Origin of the sequence: Micromonospora sp. DT46 (genome assembly GCF_049841735.1) — a bacterium.
GTDB lineage: Bacteria > Actinomycetota > Actinomycetes > Mycobacteriales > Micromonosporaceae > Micromonospora > Micromonospora reichwaldensis.
Genome location: NZ_JBNCKW010000005.1, coordinates 352,754 through 374,636, shown reverse-complemented (window position 1 = coordinate 374,636; position 21,883 = coordinate 352,754). Strand labels below are relative to the sequence as shown.

The following is a 21,883-nucleotide window of genomic DNA, read 5'->3' as shown; positions in this document are numbered from 1 at the left end:
CGTCAGGCCGTGACGAGGGTGGGGAGGTGGCGCTCCACCACCGGCAGTACGTCGGCCACGGACACCGGGCGGCCCAGCTCGGCGGTGAGCGAGGTGACCCCGGCGTCGCGGATGCCGCAGGGCACGATCCGGTCGAAGTGACCCAGGTCGCAGTCGCAGTTGATGGAGAAGCCGTGCAGGGTCACCCCGCGGGCGACCCGGATGCCGATGGCCGCCACCTTGCGCGCCGGGCCCCGGTCGTCCTCGGGCACCCAGACCCCGCTGCGCCCCTCGACCCGGCCGGCGGTCAGCCCGAACTCGGCGCAGACGTCGATCAGCAGCTGCTCGGTGCGGCGGACGTAGGCGACCACGTCGACCGGGTCGGGCAGCCGCACGATGGGGTAGCCGACCAGCTGCCCCGGGCCGTGCCAGGTGATCTTGCCGCCCCGGTCCACGTCGACGACGGGGGTGCCGTCCATGGGGCGGTCCCACGGCTCCGTGCGCTTACCGGCGGTGTAGACGCTCGGGTGCTCCAGCAGCAGCACGGTGTCGCCGCGCTCGCCGGCCACCACCGACTCGTGCAGCCGGCGCTGCTCGTCCCAGGCGGCCTGGTAGTCGAGGACACCGGCGCGGACGGCCGTGAGGCCGGAGGTCGTCGTGGTCACGCCGCCAAGCCTAGACCCGTACCGGCCGGTCACCAGCGGTGACGCGGCTCACGGCGGGACCCGGCGGCGGGGTCGGCTGCCCGCGATCGGCCGGGGCGACGGCTCAGCCCTGCGGGACCCGCCACAGCCACACGTCGTCCACCCGCTCGGGCGGGCCGAGCAGCGAGGTCACCGTACGCCGGACGGCCTCCTCGTCGACCGGCCACTTCGCCCCGTGCACCTCGTCGGGCAGCACGATCGTCTCGATCCGCCAGTGCCGCAGGTCGGCGCGGACCTCCTGGAGGCTGCCCTCCGTGATGATCGGCACCAGCCCGGTCCGGCCGGCCTGGTCCACCAGCGCGCTGAACGGGCGCGGCGGCGGGCCGATTCGTCCCCGCCCGTCCGGGCCGCCGGGGCCGAGGAAGAAGCCGGAGGGGATGGCGAACTCGCCCTGCCGGTGCGCCAGCGCGTACGCCTGCCAGCGCTGGCCGTCGGGGTAGACGTCGAGGGTCAGCGGCACCGGGGTCAGCACCCCGCCGGGGGAGACGTACTCCCGCCACGTCCCGGCGGTGATGAAGCGCGGGATCGGCTCGCGTTCGATGGTCAGCAGCGGCGTCGGCACCAGCGGCAGCAGCGCCAGCGCGAACCCCGCCCACCAGGCCAGCCGCGTCCGGCGGCGCCGGGGCGGATCAGCGCGGAGCTGGTCGACGGCGTACGCGAGCAGCACCCCGATCACCGGCGCCACGACCAGCGCCAGCCGGGCGGGCAGGGCGGCGTTCACCACCGGCAGGTGCCCGAGCAGGTCGAACGGCATCGGCAGGTCCGTACGACGGCCGTCGATCTTGGCCTCGGGGCCGAAGGAGAGCACGGTGAACACGACGGCGGTCACGCCCAGCGCCCAGAGCGTCGCCCGACGGGCCGCGTCGGCCCGGCGCCACAGCGCCACGAAGCAGGCGACGGTGAGCAGCAGCAGCCCGATGCCGAAGAACGAGTTCTCCTCGGTCGGGTTCGGCGCCAGCCGGGTACCCAGGCCCACCTCCCCGGCCAGCGAGCGGCGCGGGTACGCCCCGTAGGCGACGACGTCCTCGGAGTGGATGACCGCGTCGAAGCCGGTGCCGTGGAAGCGCTGCGGGCCGGCGAAGTGCAGCCACAGCGGGTACGCCAGCAGCACGCCCGCGACGACGGCGGTCACGCCGAGGCCGCGCAGGAAGGTCGGCAGCGCCGCGCGGGCCTCGGCGCGGCGGGCCGGGTGCAGTGCCCAGACGGCGACGAAGACGCCGAGGGCCAGCGCCGTGAAGAAGAGCCCCTCGGCGGCGATGGAGAAGGCGACGGCGACGAGCAGGCCGAGGATCGCGCCGTCGCGCAGCGGGTGCCGGGAGCCGCGCAGCGCGAAGGTCCGCCAGATCAGCAGCGGCACCAGCCAGCCCGCCGTCCAGTTCAGGTGCGCGTTGGCGTGCGAGACCATGCCGGGGGAGAAGCCGATGAACAGCCCACCGACGGCGGCGGCGAGCGGGCTGCGGACCAGGTGCCGGGAGAGCAGCCAGTACCAGGCGAACGCGGTGGCGGCCAGGTTGAGGGTGAGGATCACCAGGAACGTGGCCGGCGGCCCGATCAGGTACGTCAGCGGCGCGAAGACCACCGCGTACACGGTGATCGAGGTGTTGACCGCGAGGTTCACCCCGTCGGGGACGTTGACCAGGTAGGTGAAGAGCGGGTCGTCGCCGTGGGTCACCGCGTGGCCGCCGAAGGCCAGCAGCCACTCGAAGAGCGCCTGGTCGCTGGAGTTGACCGTGATGGCGCGGGCGTTCGGGTCCTGCCACAGCCCGCTGGTCACCCAGACGGCGAGCGCCAGCGCGACCAGCGCCACGATCAGGTCGGCCCGCCGGTGGCGGACGACGCGGGGCGGCGAGGCCGGCGAAGGCGCCAGGGACGGGGAGGTCGGCACGCAGCGGACGTTACCAACCGCACCGGGGCACGCCGGTCAGGACGCACATCCTTCGGGCACGGAATGTGTGACCGTGCCCCATGTCACAACATCGACGTATCGACGTAACGTCGCGGCAATTCGCGGGTGACCCAGTTCACACCCCGTCCCCAGGAGGCCCCGTGCGCCGCTCCCCGTCCCTGCTCTCCCGGCTGACCGGCGCGGTCGCCGGGATGGTCCTCGCCGCCGCCGCGGTGGCGACCGTCGCCGCCCCCGCCCAGGCCGCCACCCTCACCCAGGTCACCAACTTCGGCTCCAACCCGGGCAACCTCGCCATGTACGCGTACCGGCCGGACAACCTGCCGGCGGGCGCCCCGGCCGTCGTGCTGCTGCACGGCTGCACCCAGAACGCGGCCGGCTACTTCGCCAACTCCGGCTGGCAGAAGTTCGCCGACCAGTGGAAGTTCACCCTGATCGTGCCGCAGCAGTCCAGCGCCAACCAGCCGCTGAGCTGCTTCAACTGGTTCGTCGAGCAGGACATCACCCGAGGCTCCGGCGAGGCCCTGTCGATCAGGCAGATGGTCGACCACGCGCGGAACAACTACGGCACCGACGCCCGCCGGGTGTTCGTCAGCGGCCTCTCCGCCGGCGGGGGAATGAGCGCGGTCATGCTGGCCACCTACCCGGACGTCTTCGCCGCCGGCTCGGTCGTCGCCGGCCTGCCGTACCGCTGCTCGCCGCCCGCCTCCACCAGCACCTGCCAGTACAGCGGGGTGAACAAGACCCCGCAGGAGTGGGGCAACGTGGTCCGGGCCGCGTACCCCGGGCACACCGGCCCGCGCCCCCGGGTCGCCATCTGGCACGGCACGTCGGACTCCACCGTCGTGCCGGCCAACGCCACGGAGCTGCGCGACCAGTGGACCAACGTCCGGGGCGTCTCGCAGACCCCCACCAGCACCGCGTCGCTGCCCGCCAACACCAGCCTGGAGGTGTACGGCAACAACGACGTGCGCGTCTACCGGGTCTCCGGCATGGGTCACGGCACCCCGGTCGACCCGGGCCCGGGTGCCGAGCAGTGCGGCACCGCCGCCGCGTACATGCTCGACACCATCTGCTCGGCGTACCACGACGCGGTCTTCTTCGGCCTGAACGGCGGGACGAACCCCACCCCGACGCCGACGGCGAGCCCCACCGCGTCCCCGACCGCGAGCCCCACGGCCTCCCCGACCGCCAGCCCGACCACGGCGCCGACCTGCGTCACGGCCAGCAACTACGCGCACGTCGCCGCCGGCCGTGCCTACCAGTCCGGTGGCTACGCCTACGCCAACGGCTCGAACCAGCGGATGGGCCTCTACAACACCTTCTACACCAGCACCCTCAAGCAGACCGGCCCCAACCACTGGGTGATCGGCTGCTGATCCCGCTCCCGACGCGCCGATCATGAAGTTGTCGTCACCCCGCCCCGCGCGGCGTGACGACAACTTCATGGTCGACCGGCTCAGGGGGCGGTGAGGGCCGCGTGCAGGGCGGTGGCCAGGGTGGGATGGCGGTAGGTGAAGCCGGCCCCGGTGAGCACGCCCGGGAGGACGCGGGTGCTGGTCAGCGCCTCGTGGGCGAAGCCGCCCAGCACCACCTTCAACGCCAGCGCCGGGATCGGGACGATCGCCGGCCGGCGCAGCTGCCGGGCCAGCTCCCGGGTGAACTCGGCGTTGGTCACCGGGGCCGGCCCGACCAGGTTGACCGGCCCCACCAGGTCGTCGCGATCCAGCACGAACCGCGCGGCGTCCAGCCAGTCCGCCATGGAGATCCACGGCAGCCACTGCCGGCCGCTGCCGAGCCGCCCGGCGATGCCCAGCCGGAAGGGCAGCAGTTGCGGCTTGAGCAGCCCGCCGTCGCGGTGCAACGGCAGCCCGATGCGCAGCCGCACGACGCGTACGCCCGCGTCCTCGGCCGGCCGGGTCGCGGCCTCCCAGACCCGGCAGACGTCGGCCAGGAAGCCCTCGCCCGCCGGGGCGTCCTCCTCGACCGCCCGGTCGCCGGTGTTGCCGTACCAGCCGACCGCCGAGGAGTTCAGCAGTGTCCTCGGCCGGTCGGCTTCGGGCAGGCCGGCGATGGTGATCGCCAGCGTGGTGGTGGTGTCGACCCGGCTGGACCGGATCAGCTGCCGGTACCCGTCGTTCCACCGCTTGTCGCCCACGCCCGCGCCGGCCAGGTTGACGACCGCGTCCGCCTCCGCCACCACCGCCGGGTCGAGCTGCGCGGCGGACGGGTTCCACTGCCGCTCGTCGGCGGTGCGCGGCGGCCGGCGGACCAGCCGGGTGACCTGGTGGCCTTCCGCCGTGAGCCGGTCGACCAGCCGGGTGCCGAGGAAGCCGGACGCGCCGGCCATGAGGATCCGCATGCTCCCATCTTCGGGTACGGACGGCGGATCGGATGCGCTGTGGCGGGCGCGCACCGTACCGGGGCGACGCCGCCGACCGGCCGGCCGGCGGCGTCGCGCCGGATCAGCAGCCGGCGGTACGCGTGTAGTTCTGCGTCCCGAAGTAGAGCGCCAGGTTGCCGCTGAAGCGCACCTTGATGTCGCTGCCGTTCAGGCGCTGCTCGTAGTGCAGGTGCGAGCCGGAGGAGCCGCCGCTGTTGCCCACGTACCCGATGGTGGTGCTGTAGCCGACGGACTGGCCGACCGAGACGTTGAATCCGCTGAGGTGGGCGTAGTAGGTGGTGTACCCGTTGCCGTGGTTGATCCGCACGTACCGCCCGTAGCTGGTGTCGCCGAGGTTGGCGACGACGTCCACCGTGCCCGGGGCGCTGGCCTTGACCGGATCGCCGTGGTCGTCGGTCCGGTTGAAGTCGATCGCGTACTGCGGGCTGTGGGCGGTGCGGGTCTGGCCGGACCACGTCTGGTTGCACGGGAACGGGGTGCGGAACGACGGCGCGGCGGCGGCGGGCGACGCCGGCACCAGGAACGCGGCGGTCGCCAGCAGGGCGACGCTGAGGGAACTCGTCAGGCGGGTACGCATCCGAACCTCCATGGTCATAACCTTCGATCTATCTGCCGGATGATGTCAGAAAGTTTCGATGACCGGAAGCGTCCCCGCCCCGATTGCCGTCGATGCGTCGCTCAGGCGGCGAGGCGGGCCAGCACCGGCGTGAGCGGGTCGAGTGCGTCCTCGCGTACGACGAAGCGGGTGACGCCCCAGCGACGCCGGTGTGCGGCGACTGCCGCGACGATCTCGTCCTCGGTGCCGATGAGCACGAACGGCGTCGCGAGCAGCTCGGCGACGCTCAGCCCGATCCGTTCGGCGGTCGGCGCGGCGGCGGCCTCGGCGTCGTCGGTGACGGCGACGTGCTGCACGAGCGATTCCAGCACCGGTGGCTCGGCCCGCCCTTCCGCCCCGGCGGCGACGCAGGCCAGTTGCGCCTCGATGTCCGCCTCGCGCCAGCGCACGTCGTGCCGGTGACCGTCAGGCAGCGTGCGCCCCAGGCCGGACAGCCCGACCACGTCGGCGTGCGCGCCGGCCCAGCGCAGCATCGCCGAGTTCGCCGTGCCGAGGGTGAACGGGATCCGCCGCTGCACCGGGCGCGGGGCCTCCAGCCGCGCGCCCCGCAGGACCAGGTCGGGGGAGTCGACGGTGACCTCCTCGCCGTCGAGCAGGGCGCGGACGGCCTCGGCCACGGCCAGGCAGCGGCGTACCCGCCCGGCGACGTCGGGGCGCTCCCGGCCGACCGCGCGCCACTCGGCGGGGGTGTGGCCGGCGCCGAGGCCGAACCGGGCCCGCCCGCCCGACAGCAGGTCGAGGGAGGCCACGTCCGAGGCGAGCAGCATCGGCTCGCGGACGCCGGCGTTGGAGACGTACGAGCCCAGGCCGATCGTCGAGGTCACCGCCGCCGCGGCGGCCAGCGAGACGAAGGGGGACGCCGCCGAACCCGGATGGTCGGCGGTGAACAGGGTGTCGAAGCCGGCTGCCTCGGCCCGCCGGGCCAGGTCCAGCCAGCCCGGGCCGTCGGACGGGACCGCCTGGAGAGAGAAGATCGCCATGCGCCCACCCTGCCGGGCCCGGGCCCGCCGACAAAGCCCGACCGCGGCGATTCTGCTACCGGCAGACCCGGGCCGGGCCGAACGTCGCGTGGACCCCGTGGTGCCGCCGGCGCGCTCGCCCGGGTACGGGTCAGTGGACCGGTCCAGGGTCACGGTCGAGCGGCGGGAGGGGCACCCCGAGGAGCCCCTTGGTGCTGCCGGCTGTCAGCGCGTTGAGCGCGCCGACGAGCTTCTTCTCCTCGTAGACGAAGTGCGTCTCGAGCAGCGCGGCGAGGGTGTCCAGCTCGGCCCGCACCTCGTGCGGCGGCGCGGTGGCGTCGGCCAGCTCCTCGACCCGGTGCAGGGCCTCGGCCACGATGTGATGGTCGGCCTCAAGCTCGCGCAGCACGGGGACCAGTTCGGGCACCTGCTCGGCCAGCACCCGGAACGCCCCGGCGTCCTCGCCGGTGTGGTGCCGGGTCAGCGCCGCGCAGAAGGCCAGGCAGTGGGTCCGCAGGTCCCTCGGCCGTACGCCGGGGTCGCCCACGCCGTCGCGCAGGCGGGCGAGCTCCTCGCGGAGCCAGAGGTGGATCTCGATCAGTTGGTTGCCGAAGGCCCGCAGGCGCTCGTCGGGCGTGAACGGAGGCATGTGTTTCCCATGCGGTCCCGCGCCTCCATGCCCTCGGCGGTCTCCTTGCCGGGTGCACCGCGACGCTGTGGCCAGCCTACGACAGCAGGCGCGAGGCCACGTGCCCCGTCAGGGCCGACGGACGGGCCGGATGGTGACCACGGCGTAATCCTGACGAGCGTGCTACGAGGTGCTACCCGGCGCCGTGGGCCGAGGGATGACATCCGGGTGCTCCGGTGCCCAGGTGTCAGGTCGACGGCTCGTCCGGGGTGGGCTCGCGCCAGCGGGCGCGCCAGGCGGCCTCGTGCGCCTCGTGGGTGGTCTTCTCCTCGAAGACCATCTCGCGCAGGGCGCGCCGGGAGTCCGCCATGACCACCGCCTCGACGGCCACCAGCCCGACGCAGATCGTGGTGAGCAGGGCGAGGGCGGCCAGCCCCGGCAGCCGTTGGCCGACGGGAACGGTGGCGGCCAGGAGGAGCACGGCACCGACCCTGGTCCACGAGACGGTACGCAGGGTGCGCCACTGGAACAGCATGTTCGCGCACAGGTAGCAGGCGACCCCGCCGAACAGCAGCAGGACACCGGGGCCGATCGTGGGGTCCCCGACGGGCGTGTCCGGATCGGCGACCTGGTGCACGATCTCCTCGGCGCCGAGGGCGAACAGGATGATTCCGGCGATCATCGGCAGGTACATGTAGGCGTACGCGTCGCGGGCCATCGAGACCCGGGGCCGGCCCTCGGCTGCGTGCAGGGCTATCCGGGCGGCCGGTGCGATCACGTCGTAGTGCGCCCACCACAGCGCGGCCGTGAAGAAGATGCCGAGCACCGCCGCGGCGACCGCCGGCCACGTGGGCGGCTGGCCGAGCAGGTTGCTGCCGACGCCGACGGAGATGACCGATTCGCCCAGGGCGATGATCAGGATGAGGTCGTACCGCTCCGTCCAGTGCTCGGCGGAGGTCACCATCCAGCCCCAGGCGCCGGCGACCAGGCCCATGCCGTACTGGAGCAGGACGACGCTGACCCACAGGCCGTCGCGCAGCATCGCCGCCCGGTCCGGGTCCTCGATCTGGGGCGGGATCAGCGCGGCGGCCGTGAGCAGCATGGTGCTGATCGTGACCTCCGGGGAGTACTTCAGCAGCAGCCGCCGCTCCCCGGGTCTCTCCTGCGCGACGTGCCAGTACAGCGCCAGGTGCACACCCCTGATCACCACGTAGCTGAGCGCTACGACCATCGGCCCGGCGGCCACGTCGGTCGCGTCGCTGAACGCCTGGGGGAGGGAGAGCGCGAAGCAGAACAGCGCGGCCATGCCGATGACCATCAGCACGGGGACGAAGCCCTCACCGAGCCGGACCCGGGTGGCGACCACGCAGTGCACCACCCAGCACCACCAGAGCACGGCCAGCACGAGCATGGCGTGCACGAGCGACCAACCGGAGATGTTGGCGGCGGTGGTCCGGGTGATGATGAAGAACGAGAAGACGAAGACCAGGTCGAAGAAGACCTCGAACCGGTCGACCCGGGCGCCGGGGGCGATCGAGACGGCCGGTCCCAGCCGCTCGCGCCACCGGATGACACCCACCCAACCACTCTGGCAGCGCCCTGTCCCGGCCGGGCCGGAATCGCGCCAGCCCGGCGGCGCGCGGGCCGGGCGGCGGGCGAACCAGGCGACGGGCGGCCGGACGGCGGGCCGGTCGGGCGGCGGGGAACCAGACGGCGCGCAGGCCGGGCGGCCGGACGGCGAAAGGGCGCCCCGGTCGGTGACCGGGGCGCCCTTCGTGCCGTCGGGCGGGAACTACAGGCCGAGCTCGGCCTCGAAGTTGCCCGACTCCAGCCGCTCCTTGACCGCGACCAGGAAGCGGGCGGCGTCCGCGCCGTCGATCAGCCGGTGGTCGTACGACAGGGCCAGGTAGACCATCGACCGGACGGCGATGACCTCGCCCAGCTCCGGGTCGTTGACGACGACCGGACGCTTGACCACGGCACCCGTGCCGAGCATCGCCGACTGCGGCGACGGCACGATCGGGGTGTCGAAGAGGGCGCCCCGGCTGCCGGTGTTGGTCAGCGTGAAGGTCGCCCCGGCGATCTCGTCCGGGCTGATCTTGTTGGTCCGGGTGCGCTCGGCCAGGTCGGCGATCCGCTTGGCGATGCCACCCAGGTTCAGGTCGCCCGCGCCGTGGATCACCGGCACCATCAGGCCCCGCTCGGTGTCCACGGCGATGCCGAGGTTCTCCGAGTCCGGGTAGGTGATCGTGCCGGCGTCGAGGTCCATGCTGGCGTTGACGATCGGGTACGCCTGCAGCGCCTCGACCGCCGCGAGGGCGAAGAACGGCAGGAACGACAGCTTGACGCCGTGCCGCTGCTGGAACGACTCCTTGGCCTGCGCCCGCAGCTTGGCGACCTTGGTGACGTCCACCTCGACCACGGTGGTCAACTGCGCCATCTCGTGCAGCGACTGCTGCATCCGCTTGGCGATCGTCGCGCGGATCCGGGGGAGCTTCTCGGTGCTGCCGCGCTTGGCGCTCGGCTGCGGCTTGGCGGCCGGCTTGGCCGGGGCAGCCGCGGCGGGCTGCTGCGCCGGGGCCGGCGCGGCCTTGGCGGCCTTCGCCTTCTCCGCCGCCTCCAGCACGTCCTGCTTGCGGATCCGGCCACCGACGCCGGTGCCGTTGACCGAGGAGAGGTCGACGCCGTGCTCGCTGGCCAGCTTGCGCACCAGCGGGGTCACGTAGCCGGCGGCCTCCTCGCCGCCCTGGGCGGGCGCCGACGGGCGCTGCTGGGCCGGGGCCGACGGCACGGCCTTCTGCTCGGCCTGCGCGGGCTGCGCCGAGGTCTCGGCCTCCGCCGACGGCTCGTTGTACGACATGCCCGGGGTCGGCTCCTCAGCCTTGGGCTCCGGCTTGGCCTCGGCCTTCGGCTCGGGCTTGGCCTCCGCCTTGGGCTCGGGCTTCGGCTCCGGCTTCGCCTCGGCCGGGGCGGCGCCGGCGGCACCGATCACGGCCAGGTCGGCGCCGACCGCGGCGGTCTCGTCCTCGGGAACCTTGATCTCCAGGACCGTGCCGGCCACCGGCGACGGGATCTCGGTGTCGACCTTGTCGGTGGAGACCTCCAGCAGGGGCTCGTCCACCTCGACGGTGTCGCCGACCTGCTTGAGCCAGCGGGTGACAGTGCCCTCGGTGACGCTCTCGCCCAGGGCCGGCATCTTGACCGGGGTGCCCTCGCCCGACGGCGCCGGCGCGGCCTGCGCCTGGGTCTCCGGCTCCTCGACGGCCGGCTGCTCCGCCTCGGCCTGCGGCTCCTCGGCGGCCTCGGCGGCCTCCTCGGCCGGCTCCTCCTGCTGCGGGGCGGTCTCGCCGCCGCCGGTGGACTCGCCCTCGCCCGCGATCACGGCCAGCTCGCTGCCGACCTCGGCGGTCTCGTCCTCGCCGACCACGATCCGGCTCAGCACGCCCGCCGCCGGGGACGGGATCTCGGTGTCGACCTTGTCGGTCGACACCTCGAGCAGGGGCTCGTCGACCTCGACGGTGTCGCCCTCCTGCTTGAGCCAGCGCGTGACGGTGCCCTCGGTGACGCTCTCACCGAGCCGGGGCATGGTGACCGATACCGGCATCTTCAAAGACTCCTTCATTCCCCTGGTGGGATCATCGCCCGTCGCCGGACGCCGCAGTTGTCGTGATCAGGCGTGTGCGTGCAGCGGCTTGCCGGCGAGCGCCAGGTGCGCCTCGCCCAGGGCCTCGTTCTGCGTCGGGTGGGCGTGCACGAGCTGCGCCACCTCGGCCGGGTACGCCTCCCAGTTGTAGATGAGCTGCGCCTCGCCGACCATCTCGCCGACCCGGGCGCCGACCATGTGCACGCCGACGACGGGGCCGTCCTCCACCCGGACGAGCTTGACGAAGCCGGCCGTCTTGAGGATCTGGCTCTTGCCGTTGCCGCCCAGGTTGTAGTTGTAGGTCTTGACCTTGTCGGCGCCGTACTGCTCCTTGGCCTTCGCCTCGGTCAGGCCGACCGACGCCAGCTCCGGGTCGGAGTAGGTGACGCGGGGGATGCCGACCTCGTCGATGACGGCCGGGTTCTGCCCGGCGATCTCCTCGGCGACGAAGATGCCCTGCTGGAAGCCCCGGTGGGCGAGCTGGAGGCCGGGCACGATGTCGCCGACGGCGTAGACGTTCGGCACGCTGGTGCGCAGCCGCTCGTCGGTCAGCACGTAGCCGCGGTCCATCTTGACGCCCTGCTCCTCGTAGCCGAGGTCGGCGGTGTTCGGGCCGCGGCCGACGGCGACCAGCAGCAGCTCCGCCTCGACGGTGTCACCGCCGGCGATGCTGACCTTGACGCCCTTGTCGGTCTTCTCGACCTTCTCGAACGGCTTGCCGACCTTGAAGTTGATCTTCCGCTTGCGGAACGCCCGCTCCAGCGCCTTCGAGGATTCCTCGTCCTCGGCCGCGACCAGCCGGGGGAGCGCCTCGACGATCGTGACGTCCACCCCGAAGGACTTCCACACGCTGGCGAACTCGACGCCGATCACGCCACCACCGAGCACGATCGCCGAGGCCGGGACCCGGTCGAGGGTGAGCGCGTGGTCGCTGGTGATGACCCGCTCGCCGTCGACCTCCAGGCCGGGCAGGCTCTTGGCGTACGAACCGGAGGCCAGCACGATGTTGCGGCCGGTGTAGCGCTTGCCGTCGACCTCGACGACGTTCTTGCCGACCAGCTTGCCGTGGCCCTCGACGATGGTGATCGACTTGTTGCCCTTGAGCATGCCCTGCAGGCCCTTGTAGAGCCGGGAGATCACGCCGTCCTTGTAGGCGTTGACCCCCGCCATGTCGATGCCGACCAGCTCGGCCTTCACGCCGAACTGCTCCGACTCGCGGGTCTGGTCGGCGATCTCGGCCGCGTGCAGCAGCGCCTTGGTCGGGATGCAACCGTTGTGCAGGCAGGTGCCGCCGAGCTTGCCCTTCTCGACCAGCGCGACCTTCAGGCCCAGCTGGACGGCGCGCAGGGCGGTCGCGTAGCCGCCGCTGCCACCTCCGAGGATGACGATGTCGAAGGTTGCGTCGTTCGGCTCGCTCACGTTCAACTCCCAGGTCGCGTCACTGCTTCGGGGGTCACGGCGGGGCAACAACGGGCACACCCCACCTCGGTCATCTTGTCACCACCGCCCGCCGCCCGCGTAGTGAGGTGCCCAACGACACGTCCGTGACACGTACGCTTGGCCCTGGCTTCGATGACGGACTGAGGGGGAGACGCTCGGTGGGACTGTTCCGGCGACGCAAGAAGACGCGGGCGGTCAGCCTCGACCGGGCCGCCGACCGCGCCGATCTGGAGCACCTGGAGGGCTTCGTCCGCAGCCGGCGCGGGGTCGAGGCCTACATCGAGCCGCGGACCACCGTCACCGAGACCACGGTCATGCTGATCGCCGACGACGGGGAGTGGACCCGCCGCCGCATCGACGGCCCCGACGGCGCCCGCCGCTTCGCGTACCGGATGGGCATCCCGGTCTACGACGTACGGCTGATGGGCTACCCGCAGCGGATGCGCGACTACAACGAGCGCCGCAAGCGCCGCCCCGAGCTGTATTGAGCCGGCGCCCGGCCGGGTGAGAACGCAAGGAGGGCCCCTCGCTCGGCGAGGGGCCCTCCTTCGCGTACGTCAGCCGTTGGCGGCGACGTCCTCCACCAGCTGGACGAGCGTGCGGACCGGCACGCCCGTGCCGCCCTTGGTCCAGTAGCCGGTCGCCTCGCCCGAGTGGTAGCTCGGGCCCGCGATGTCGATGTGTGCCCAGTCGACGTCGGCGCTGACGAACTCCCGCAGGAACACCCCGCCCTGGAGCATGTGCCCCGCCCGGTCCATGCCGGCGTTGACCTGGGAGATGTCGGCGACGTCGGAGTCCATGCCCTTACGCACGTCGTCCGGCAGCGGCATCGGCCAGGCCGGCTCGCCGACCGCGTCGCCGGCGGTGCGGACCCGCTCGCACAGCTCGGGGCTGCCCATCACGCCGGCGATCCGCTTGCCCAGCGCGACGACCTGCCCGCCCGTGAGGGTGGAGGTCTCGAAGAGGTAGTCGCAGCCGTCCTCGCAGGCCCGCGCCATCGCGTCGGCCAGGATCATCCGGCCCTCGGCGTCGGTGTTGAGCACCTCCACCTTCTTGCCGTTGTACATGCTGATCACGTCACCCGGCCGGTACGACCGCCCCGACGGCATGTTCTCCGCCATCGGCAGGTACGCCGTCACGGCCACCGACGGCTTGAGCGCGGCGACCGCCAGCATGGTCGCGGCCACCGCCGCGGCGCCTCCCATGTCGGACTTCATCTCCCACATGCCCTGCGCCGGCTTGATCGAGATGCCGCCGGTGTCGAAGGTGATGCCCTTGCCGACGAGCGCCACCCGCTTGCCGTTGCCGCCGCCGGCCGGGGTGTAGGTCAGCTTCACCAGCCGCGGCGGGGCCTCCGAGCCCTGCCCGACGGCGATGATGCCGCCGTACCCGCCGGCGGCCAGGGCCGCCTCGTCGAGCACCTCGACCGTCAGGCCGGCCTCCCGGGCGGAGTCCGCCACCGAGTCGGCGAAGGACGGCGGGCGCAGCTCGTTCGGGGCGGTGTTGACCCAGTCCCGGCTGCGCCGGACCGCGCCGCACACCACCTGGGCGCGGGCGATCTCGGCCTGGGCACCGGCGTCACCGGCGTCCGGCACGGCGACCAGCACCTCGGCCACCGGCTCCCGCCGGGACGGCTGCGGCCGGGTCTTGTAGCCGGCGAAGCGGTAGCCGCCGAGCAGTGCGCCCTCCGCCACCGCGCGCAGCGCCGCAGGCGCGTCGGCGTCGTCCGGCAGCGGCAGCGCGAGCGCCACCCGCGGCGCGCCCGCGAGCGCCCGTACGGCCCCGCCGGCGGCCCGGCGCAGGGTCTCCGGGGCAGGGGCGGCGCCGGTCGGCTCCGGGCCGAGCCCGACGGCGGCGACCACCGGGGCGGTCACGGTGCCCAGCGTGGCCAGCTTGATCACCTCGCCGGGGGCGCCGGTCGCGCCGAGCAGGGCCAGCGTCTCGGTCAGCTTGCCGTCGAAGGCGGCGGCGATGCTCTCCGCGCCGCTGGCCAGCAGCAGGGTTCCGGCCAGGCCGGTGGTGGCGTCCTGCTCGCCGGTCTGGCTGTGCAGGCCGATCACGATCGCGTCGACGGCGAGCTCGGCGGGGTCGGTGTCGACCAGGCTCAGGGTGGTGCTGGGCGATGTCACTGAAGCTACTCCGGGCGGGCCGGGCCGGTCGCGTCGTCGCGTACCGGCGATGGAGGTCTCCGGCGGAACGTACCCGTCGGAGGTCGGGGCTGTCCCGTCGACGGCTCCGACGGGTCCCGCCGATGCTAACCAGCCGCCCAGCTCCCGGTAAGTTCCCACCCATGACCGACGTGACCTCCGACGCCGCCGCGACCCGGCTGCGCCGTTCCCCGCTGCACGAGCGGCACACCGCTCGCGGCGCCAAGTTCGCCCCGTTCGGTGGCTGGGAGATGCCGCTGGAGTACGCCGGGGGCGGGGTGCTGAAGGAACACACCTCGGTGCGGACCGGGGTGGGCGTGTTCGACGTCTCCCACCTGGGCAAGGCGCGGGTGACCGGGCCGGGCGCGGCGGAGTTCGTCAACGCCTGCCTCAGCAACGACCTGGGCCGGATCGGGCCGGGCCGGGCGCAGTACACCCTCTGCTGCGACGACGCCACCGGCGGCGTGGTGGATGACATCATCGCCTACCTGCACGCCGACGACCACGTCTTCCTCATCCCGAACGCCGCGAACACCGTCGAGGTGGTGCGCCGGCTGCGCGCCGCCGCCCCGGCGTCGGTCACGGTCACCGACGAGCACGAGGCGTACGCCGTCCTCGCCGTGCAGGGCCCGCGCTCGGCCGAGCTGCTCGGCGCGCTGGGCCTGCCGACCGGGCACGACTACATGAGCTTCTCCACGGCGACGCTCGACGGGGTCGAGCTGACCGTGTGCCGCACCGGCTACACCGGGGAGCTGGGCTACGAGCTGGTGGTGCCGGCGGCCGACGCGGTCGCGGTCTGGGACGCGCTCTTCGCGGCGGACGCCGACCTGCGCGCCTGCGGGCTGGCCGCCCGGGACACCCTGCGCACCGAGATGGGCTACCCGCTGCACGGTCAGGACCTGTCGCCGGAGATCACCCCGGTGCAGGGCCGCTCCGGCTGGGCGGTCGGCTGGGACAAGCCGGCCTTCTGGGGCCGCGACGCGCTGCTCGCGGAGAAGGCCGCCGGCCCGAGGCGTACGCTGCGCGGCCTGGAGGCGGTCGACCGGGCGATCCCGCGCCCCGGCATGACGGTGCACGCCGGCGACGCGGAGGTCGGCACGATCACCAGCGGCACGTTCTCGCCGACGAAGAAGCAGGGCGTCGCCCTCGCCCTCCTCGACACCGCCGCGAAGCTGACCGACGGCGACCTGGTCGAGGTGGACATCCGCGGCCGCCGCGCCCAGATGCGCGTCACCCGCCCCCCGTTCGTAACCCCCTCGGTGCGCTGACCCCCCTCACCCTCGGCCCCGGCCCCCTTCCCCCCGTTGATCATGAAGTTGTTGTCACCCGGACCGGCGTGTCCCGGCAACAACTTCATGATCAACGCGAGAGTGGGAGGGGGAGGGGGAGGGTGAGAGCGGGGGTCAGAGTGGGGGGTGGGGGCGTTCGCCGGCGTCCAGGACGGCCTGGGTCCAGCCGCCCTCGATGACGCCGGTGCCGTCGAGGACGGCCCAGTCGACGACGTCGGTGGCCTCCACGACGACCGGTGAGCCGATGCGCACGGTCGGGTCGGTGTTGGCGTCGCTGGCGCTGGCGGCCACGATCCGCTCCGGGGTGTCCCACGAGGTCACCCCGGCCCAGACCAGCTCCGGGCCGTCGTCGCCGGGCAGGCCGTACTTGACCACGAGCTGCGTCTCCGGCGGAAGCTGGCCGGCGAGGAACCGGGCCCGGATGTCGCCCAGCCCGGCCCGGGCGGTGGCGACCGCCCTGCTCATCGCGTCGCCCGCCCGGGCGTAGCGCACGTCCGGCTGGATGCCGGCGAAGAGGGTGGCGCAGGCGGCGGCGTAGTAGCGGCCGTCCGGCCCCGGGTGCCCGGCGGGCGGGCGCAGGCTGAGGAACGAGTCGGCGTCGGGGTCGGTGGCCGGGTCCAGCTCCAGGCGCAGGAGCACCGGCGCCGTCGCGCCGTGCTGTTCCGGATTGCCGTACGCCACCGCGATGTCGTGCCCGGTCACCGTGGCCAGCACCGGCAGCTGCACGAACGCCGGCACCTCCTCCCCGGAGAGCCCGTCGGTCCAGTCCCGCAGCAGCCGCCGGGCGGCCCCGGTCATCACCGCGCCCCAGGCCCGGGTCAGGTGGTCCGGCACGCCCTGGGTCTGCAACTCCAGCAGCCCGAAGCGGCGCAGCCCCTTCGTGGTGAACCAGAGCCCCTCGGCGTCGGAGGAGTAGGGCACCAGCACCCAGTCGACCAGCCGGATCCGCCCCTGGTCGTCGGGGAGCGAGCGCAGCGCCGTCGCCGGGTCGAGGAACTGGAGGCCGAAGACGTCCACCACGTCGCCGTCGACGGACTCGGCGACGGCGGCGGCCACCGCCCGGGCCGCCCACTCGTGGGCCGGCGGCCAGCCGGGCCGGTACTCGGCCTGCACCACGACCAGGTGGCTCGCGGCGGCCAGCCGGGCCAGCTGCGCCTCGGTGGCGCCGAACGCGGTGAGCAGGTCCGGCGGCAGCTCGGGGAACTCGCCGATCGGCCGGGTGTCGACGCTCATCAGCGGGCTGTCGAGCATGTGCCGCGCGAGCCCGTGCACCGGCTCCGCCAGCCGGCCGGTGAGCCGCGCCACCGCCGTCTTCGCGCTCACCTTCGGCAGCCCCGTCATGGGCACCAGGTAGGTCGCGCTCAGCGACTCCGGAACCGGTACGGGCAGGAAGTCGTCCGTGATGAGCATGTCGTCCCCCGGTTGGCCGCGCCGGTGCTGTCGTGGGAGAACGCTACCCGGCGCGGTGCGCCCCGTTCAGCCGGACAGCACCACTCCCAGGTAGACCAGCGTGGTGACCACCTCCACGGTCGCGCCGAGCACGTCGCCGGTGACGCCGCCGAGCCGGCGTACCACGTGTCGCAGCAGCCCCACCGCGACGGCGAGTGCCACGGCGACGGCGAGTGGCCCCTGCCACGGGCGGCCCGGCACGGCCGCGAGCGCCGGCAGCGCGACGGCGACCGCCCCGGCGGCCAGGGCGGCCGGCCCGACGGTGCCCGCGACCAGCGCGCCGAGCCCCTCCGGGCGGGCGGCCGGCACCCCGCGCCGGCAGGCCACCGCCACCCCGAGCCGGCCGGCGGCGGTCGCCGTGACCACCGCCGCGAGCGCTGCCGGCCACGACCGTCCCGCCAGCTCCGCGAGGGCCGCCGCCTGCACCAGGAGTACGACCACCAGCGCGACCACCCCGAACGGGCCCACGTCCGGCTTTTTCATGATCTCCAGCGCGGCGTCCCCCCGCCGGTAGGACCCCAGCGCGTCCACGGTGTCGGCCAGCCCGTCGAGGTGCAGCCCCCGGGTGAGCAGCGCCCCGACGCCGACGGTCACGCCCGCCGCCACCAGCGGGGGCGCGAGCGCACCGGGGAGCAGCAGGACGCCGGCGAGGACGACGCCGAGCAGCGCGCCGACCGCCGGGGCGAGCGCCATCGCCGTGCCTGCCACCGACCGGTCGATACGGCCGGCGGGTACCGGCAGGGTGGTGAAGGTGGTCAGCGCCAGCCGCGCCCCGTCGGCGAGCCGCGACTCAGCCGGCACGCCGGCCGGACGGGTCCACCGCTTCCGTGTCCGGCCCGGCGCTGCCGGGCTCGCGGAGGTCGGCCTCGGTGCTGGTCGGCCCGGGGCCGGCGGGCTCCGGCTCGCGGAAGTCGGGTTCGGTGCTGGTCGGTCCGGGGCCGGCGGGCTCCGGCTCGCGGAAGTCGGGCTCGTCGGTGTCCGGCGCGGTCTCCGGCTCGTCGTCCTCGCCGCCGCCGAGCGACGGGTGGGCCGGCAGCGCGGCGGCCAGCGCCAGCACCGAGCGCAGCAGCGGCAGCGCGGCCAGCGCGTTCGCGCCCTCGCCCAGGTCGAGCCGCAGGTCGAGCAGCGGGGTCAGGCCGAGCACGTCGGCGCCGAGCTGGACGGCGGGGTGCCCGCCGTGGTCGGCCAGCAGGCACCAGTGCCGGGCCTGCCCGGCCAGGTCGCGGGTGACCATGGCGGCGGCCACCCCGACCGGACCGTCGAGCATCACCGGCAGCCGGCGGGCGGTGGCGCCGAGCAGCACGCCGGTGGCCACGGCGACGTCCCCGCCGCCCAGTTCGGCCAGCACGTCCTTGGCGCTGCGCGGCGAGTTCCGGGTGCGGTGCAGCGCGTCCCGTACCGCCGCGCACCGCCGCATCCAGGCCGCGTCGTCGATCTCGCCCGAGTCGGTGACGACCCGCCGGAGCACCGCCGGCGCCTCGGCGCCCGCCGTCGCCACCAGCACCGCCGCCGCGGCGGCCTCGGTGCCGGCGCCGCACGCCCCGAGCACCAGCAGTCGTACGCCCGCGTCGGCGGCCTCCTCGGCAAGCCGCCAGCCGTAGCGCAGGGCGACCTCGACCTGCTCGCCGGTCAGCGTGGGTTCGGTCTCCATCGGCGCGGACGCCGGGACCTCCACCACCTGGAGCTCGGCGCCACTCTCGGCGGCCAGCCGGGCCAGCGCCCCCTGCCCGGCGCGGGCCTGCCGGGCGCGGCGCGTCGACTCGCCCTCCACGGTGCCGGCGGCGGCGTCGCCGAGGTGGTCGCCGTGCAGCAGCAGCACCCGCACCCGGCCCCACGGGGCCGGGGTGACGGTGCCCTGGGTGGCGGCGGCGAACCCGACGGCCCGCTCCAGCACGCCCAGCCCCGACCCGGGCACGTCCAGGGTGGCGAGCCGCTCGATCGCCTGCGGGCCGGCGTACTCGTCGGGCATGGGCAGTTCCATGCCGGGCTGGATGACCAGGCCCGTGGCGACCATCGGCAGCGCCATGGTCGGGGCGGCCCAGGCGGTGCCGGTCGGCTCGGCGCCGGGCACCGCGTCCGGTGCGGTCGGCGGCGTGGGGGTGAACACGTCCGGGGAGGGCTCCGACGCGGCCACCGACCCGCCAGCGCCGCCGGGAACGCCCGGGGCGCCGGCCTGTGCGGGGCCGGCCTGTGTGGGCACGGTGGCCGGGTGCGGGGCGCCGGGCTTGAGCCAGGCGGCCTGGCCGGCGACCACGAGGACGACCGCGTCGCAGGCGTCGGCGACCGCCCGGTTGGCCGCGCCCAGCGCGTCGGTGAAGGCCCGCCCGAGCGGGGTGGTGGGCACCAGGGAGAGCCCGACCTCGGGGCTGACCAGCACCAGCCGAGCCGCGCAGGAGCGCACCGCCGCCGCCAGCTCGGCGATGGTGGCGGTGTCGTCCGCCGGCTGGTGCGCCGGGTCGAGCAGCACGGTCACCCAGCCGCCGAGGTCGTCGACGAGCAGCGTCTCGTTGGGCCCGGCGGAGGCCAGCACGTCCGCGAGGCGGCGCGGGTCGGCCGCGGTCTCCTCGGTGGTCCAGGTCTCCGGTCGGCGCTCGCGGTGCGCCGCCAGCCGGGCCGCCCACTCCGCGTCGTCGGCCGGCGCGTCGGCGGCCGTGGCCACGTAGCGGACCGTCGGCGCGTCGGCGACCAGGGCCTCGGCGAACTCGGACTTTCCGGACCGGATACCGCCGAGCACCAGGACCGTGTTCCACCCGTCAACGGACATGCCCGTACTTTAGAGCCAGCGCCCGGGTGCGGCCCCCCGGAGGTGCGGGGTACGGCCGGCCCGGCCCCGCAGGGAGGCGGCCGGTCGCCGCCGCGGGCAGGGGCACCCCCGGGCGGCGCTCAGTCGCAGTGCTCGAAACCGCTGGCGTAGCTGGCCCCGCCGGTGGACCCGCCCCACTTCACGCACACCCCGGCGGCCCTGGCCCGCACCGGCCCCGCGTAGTACGAGAACGACCCGCTGTCGGTGCTGCGGGCCCGGCCCCGCACCTCCAGCCACGCCGAGGCGGCCGTGGCCGTGCCCACCGCGGTCGCCTTCATCGTGACCACGCAGTTGTTGCCGCTGCCGGCGTGGTAGAGCAGGTAGACCCTGCCCTTCCGGCTGCCCGAGGCGGTCAGCGGGGCCGAGTCGATCACCCTGTACCCGCTGCCGCACGCCTCGACCGGCGTGTACGGGTTCGGCTTCGCCGGCTGTCCGGCCGTCGGTCCGGGGCCGGGTCCGCCGGGAGCGGTCGCGGTCGGCTCGCCGCTGCCCGCCGTCGGGACCGGGGAGCGCCCGGGCGGCGACGCCGACGGACTGCGGGACGCCGCCGACGACGCCGTCGCGCGGGTGGCACCCGGCGTGGGCTCGACGCGCAACCGGCCCGTACCGTCGTCGGCCGCCGCGCCGGACGGGCCCGCCGCCGCGGACTCGCCGGTCAGCGCCGCCGGGACGTCTCCGCCGGCCGGGCCGTCGTCAGGGGCCAGGGCGAGCGCGGCCACCCCGACCAGCACCACGAGCCCGGTGGCCGCCGCGCCGAGCAGCGCGGCCCGACGCCGCCGTGCCGGCTGCGGCACGACCGGGTCCTCCCGGGTGGGCGGGACCGGTCCCAAGGCGTCGCTTCCCGTCGCCGGTCCCGGGTACGGCCGGGCGGCGACGGGCGGCAGCGGCGCCCACGGATCCGGCGGGGCGACCGGCCCGGCGGGGGCCGGCGCAACGGCGTCACCGGCCGCCGGGGTACCGCCCTGGTCCGGTTGCGCGGCGGCGGGCGCCGCCGAGGTCGGGCCGGCGACGGCCCACGGCGGGCGGGCGGACGTCGGCACCACGGCCAGGGTCGCGTCGCGGGCCTCGGCCGCGGCGTCGGCCATCGCCGCCGCGTCGCCGAACCGGTCGCCGGGGCGCTTCGCCATCGCCCGCTGCACCAGCGCGGCCACCGCCGCCGGGATGTCGGGCGGCAGCGGCGGCGGCTCCTCCTGGAGGTGCCGCAACGCCACCTGGAGCGGGTTGTCCCCGTCGAACGGCGGCTGGCCGGTCAGGCAGAAGTACGCCACCGCGCCGAGCGCGTAGACGTCCGTCGCCGGGGAGACCGGCTGGTTCGCGGCCTGCTCGGGCGACATGTACGAGGCGGTACCGAGCATCACGTTGGCGGCGGTGATGCCCGCCATGGAGCCGGAGCGGGCGATGCCGAAGTCGACCAGCACCACCCGGCCGTCGCCCTTCACCAGCAGGTTGCCCGGCTTGACGTCCCGGTGCACGATGCCGGCGAGGTGGGCGGTGTGCAGCGCCTCGGCGGCCTGCGCCACCACCGACATGGTCGACGCCGGGTCGAGCCGCCCCCCCCGCGCCGCAGCCAGGAACTCAGCGGCTGGCCGTCGACGTACTCCATCACCAGGTAGTCGACCTGGCTGCCGTCGTCGAGGACGGACCGGCCGACGTCGTGCACGGCGACCACGCCCGGGTGGCGCAGCGCCGCCAGCATCCGCGCCTCCGCCCGGAACCGGGCCGTGAACTCGGGATCCGCGCTCAACGCCGGCAGCAGCGCCTTCACCGCCACCGTACGTTCCAGCATGAGGTCGGTGCAGCGCCAGACCGCGCCCATGCCGCCGATCGCCACCCGGTCGTCCAGCCGGTACCGGTCGCTGAGCACCACTCCCCGAGTAAGCACCGCGACACCGTACCGGCCCGGCGGAGCGGGGCTGGCC

At 74.6% G+C, this 21,883-nt stretch carries 16 protein-coding genes and 1 pseudogene; 3 read left to right on the top strand and 14 right to left on the bottom strand.

Annotated features, from left to right (window positions below; genetic code table 11):
• Positions 1-2 precede the first annotated feature (2 nt).
• On the bottom strand, positions 3-644 hold the full coding sequence (gene lipB, locus ACLQ20_RS15985; protein WP_327029189.1) for a lipoyl(octanoyl) transferase LipB: 642 nt from the start codon (positions 642-644) through the stop codon (positions 3-5).
• A 103-nt stretch (positions 645-747) separates the two neighbouring features.
• Complete coding sequence (locus tag ACLQ20_RS15980) at positions 748-2,568, bottom strand: DUF2079 domain-containing protein (RefSeq protein WP_151457611.1); 1,821 nt, start codon at positions 2,566-2,568, stop codon at positions 748-750.
• Between the two features lie 161 nt (positions 2,569-2,729).
• On the opposite strand from ACLQ20_RS15980, the gene ACLQ20_RS15975 reads away from it, so the two are divergent.
• Positions 2,730-3,965, top strand: a complete 1,236-nt coding sequence (locus ACLQ20_RS15975) for an extracellular catalytic domain type 1 short-chain-length polyhydroxyalkanoate depolymerase (RefSeq protein ID WP_327029187.1) — start codon at positions 2,730-2,732, stop codon at positions 3,963-3,965.
• Positions 3,966-4,045: 80 nt separating this feature from the next.
• Here ACLQ20_RS15975 and ACLQ20_RS15970 read toward each other — a convergent pair whose 3' ends face one another.
• The 7 genes from ACLQ20_RS15970 to lpdA all read right to left on the bottom strand — a co-directional run bounded on the left by ACLQ20_RS15970 (position 4,046) and on the right by lpdA (position 12,255).
• Positions 4,046-4,948, bottom strand: coding sequence for a TIGR01777 family oxidoreductase (locus tag ACLQ20_RS15970; RefSeq protein WP_425856162.1), 903 nt, complete (start codon positions 4,946-4,948; stop codon positions 4,046-4,048).
• 103 nt (positions 4,949-5,051) lie between these two features.
• Positions 5,052-5,567 carry a M23 family metallopeptidase gene (locus ACLQ20_RS15965; RefSeq protein ID WP_151456451.1) on the bottom strand — a complete coding sequence of 172 codons (516 nt, stop codon included), beginning with the start codon at positions 5,565-5,567 and terminating at the stop codon, positions 5,052-5,054.
• A 101-nt stretch (positions 5,568-5,668) separates the two neighbouring features.
• Entirely contained in the window at positions 5,669-6,586 is a 918-nt protein-coding gene (locus ACLQ20_RS15960) for an LLM class flavin-dependent oxidoreductase (protein ID WP_327029185.1), read from the bottom strand.
• Positions 6,587-6,716: 130 nt separating this feature from the next.
• Complete coding sequence (locus ACLQ20_RS15955) at positions 6,717-7,214, bottom strand: hemerythrin domain-containing protein (RefSeq protein WP_327029184.1); 498 nt, start codon at positions 7,212-7,214, stop codon at positions 6,717-6,719.
• Between the two features lie 226 nt (positions 7,215-7,440).
• The gene (locus tag ACLQ20_RS15950) at positions 7,441-8,772 is read right to left on the bottom strand and encodes a low temperature requirement protein A (RefSeq protein ID WP_151456445.1); all 1,332 of its coding nucleotides are present in this window, start codon (positions 8,770-8,772) and stop codon (positions 7,441-7,443) included.
• Between the two features lie 213 nt (positions 8,773-8,985).
• Positions 8,986-10,797, bottom strand: coding sequence for a 2-oxoglutarate dehydrogenase, E2 component, dihydrolipoamide succinyltransferase (gene sucB / locus ACLQ20_RS15945; protein WP_327029183.1), 1,812 nt, complete (start codon positions 10,795-10,797; stop codon positions 8,986-8,988).
• Positions 10,798-10,863: 66 nt separating this feature from the next.
• On the bottom strand, positions 10,864-12,255 hold the full coding sequence (gene lpdA / locus ACLQ20_RS15940; protein ID WP_151456447.1) for a dihydrolipoyl dehydrogenase: 1,392 nt from the start codon (positions 12,253-12,255) through the stop codon (positions 10,864-10,866).
• A gap of 179 nt (positions 12,256-12,434) precedes the next feature.
• Here lpdA and ACLQ20_RS15935 point away from each other — a divergent pair, with 179 nt between their 5' ends.
• Positions 12,435-12,764, top strand: coding sequence for a hypothetical protein (locus ACLQ20_RS15935; RefSeq protein ID WP_151456448.1), 330 nt, complete (start codon positions 12,435-12,437; stop codon positions 12,762-12,764).
• A 69-nt stretch (positions 12,765-12,833) separates the two neighbouring features.
• Here ACLQ20_RS15935 and ACLQ20_RS15930 read toward each other — a convergent pair whose 3' ends face one another.
• Positions 12,834-14,405 (bottom strand): leucyl aminopeptidase, encoded by a 1,572-nt coding sequence (locus tag ACLQ20_RS15930; RefSeq protein ID WP_151456449.1) that lies wholly within the window; start codon positions 14,403-14,405, stop codon positions 12,834-12,836.
• Between the two features lie 161 nt (positions 14,406-14,566).
• Between ACLQ20_RS15930 and gcvT the strand changes: the two genes are divergently transcribed.
• A complete protein-coding gene (gene gcvT, locus ACLQ20_RS15925) occupies positions 14,567-15,691 on the top strand; it encodes a glycine cleavage system aminomethyltransferase GcvT (protein ID WP_327029182.1) in 1,125 nt (374 codons plus the stop codon).
• A 135-nt stretch (positions 15,692-15,826) separates the two neighbouring features.
• On the opposite strand, the gene ACLQ20_RS15920 is transcribed toward gcvT, so the two are convergent.
• The 4 genes and pseudogenes from ACLQ20_RS15920 to ACLQ20_RS15905 all read right to left on the bottom strand — a co-directional run bounded on the left by ACLQ20_RS15920 (position 15,827) and on the right by ACLQ20_RS15905 (position 21,747).
• Positions 15,827-17,122, bottom strand: a complete 1,296-nt coding sequence (locus ACLQ20_RS15920) for a DUF2314 domain-containing protein (RefSeq protein WP_425856156.1) — start codon at positions 17,120-17,122, stop codon at positions 15,827-15,829.
• 66 nt (positions 17,123-17,188) lie between these two features.
• Positions 17,189-17,962, bottom strand: coding sequence for an adenosylcobinamide-GDP ribazoletransferase (gene cobS, locus ACLQ20_RS15915; protein WP_425856154.1), 774 nt, complete (start codon positions 17,960-17,962; stop codon positions 17,189-17,191).
• Positions 17,952-19,925, bottom strand: coding sequence for a bifunctional adenosylcobinamide kinase/adenosylcobinamide-phosphate guanylyltransferase (locus ACLQ20_RS15910; protein WP_151456669.1), 1,974 nt, complete (start codon positions 19,923-19,925; stop codon positions 17,952-17,954). The genes cobS and ACLQ20_RS15910 overlap by 11 nt, the downstream gene beginning before the upstream one ends.
• A 119-nt stretch (positions 19,926-20,044) precedes the next feature.
• A pseudogene (locus ACLQ20_RS15905) lies at positions 20,045-21,747 on the bottom strand (serine/threonine-protein kinase).
• Between the last annotated feature and the right edge of the window lie 136 nt (positions 21,748-21,883).

Coding starts and splice junctions, on each gene's coding strand:
- ACLQ20_RS15970 (WP_425856162.1), bottom strand. CDS start 4,948: ATGCGGATCCTCATGGCCGGCGCGTCCGGCTTCCTCGGCACCCGGCTG.
- ACLQ20_RS15965 (WP_151456451.1), bottom strand. CDS start 5,567: ATGCGTACCCGCCTGACGAGTTCCCTCAGCGTCGCCCTGCTGGCGACC.
- ACLQ20_RS15960 (WP_327029185.1), bottom strand. CDS start 6,586: ATGGCGATCTTCTCTCTCCAGGCGGTCCCGTCCGACGGCCCGGGCTGG.
- ACLQ20_RS15955 (WP_327029184.1), bottom strand. CDS start 7,214: ATGCCTCCGTTCACGCCCGACGAGCGCCTGCGGGCCTTCGGCAACCAA.
- sucB (WP_327029183.1), bottom strand. CDS start 10,797: ATGCCGGTATCGGTCACCATGCCCCGGCTCGGTGAGAGCGTCACCGAG.
- gcvT (WP_327029182.1), top strand. CDS start 14,567: ATGACCGACGTGACCTCCGACGCCGCCGCGACCCGGCTGCGCCGTTCC.
- ACLQ20_RS15920 (WP_425856156.1), bottom strand. CDS start 17,122: ATGCTCATCACGGACGACTTCCTGCCCGTACCGGTTCCGGAGTCGCTG.
- ACLQ20_RS15910 (WP_151456669.1), bottom strand. CDS start 19,925: ATGTCCGTTGACGGGTGGAACACGGTCCTGGTGCTCGGCGGTATCCGG.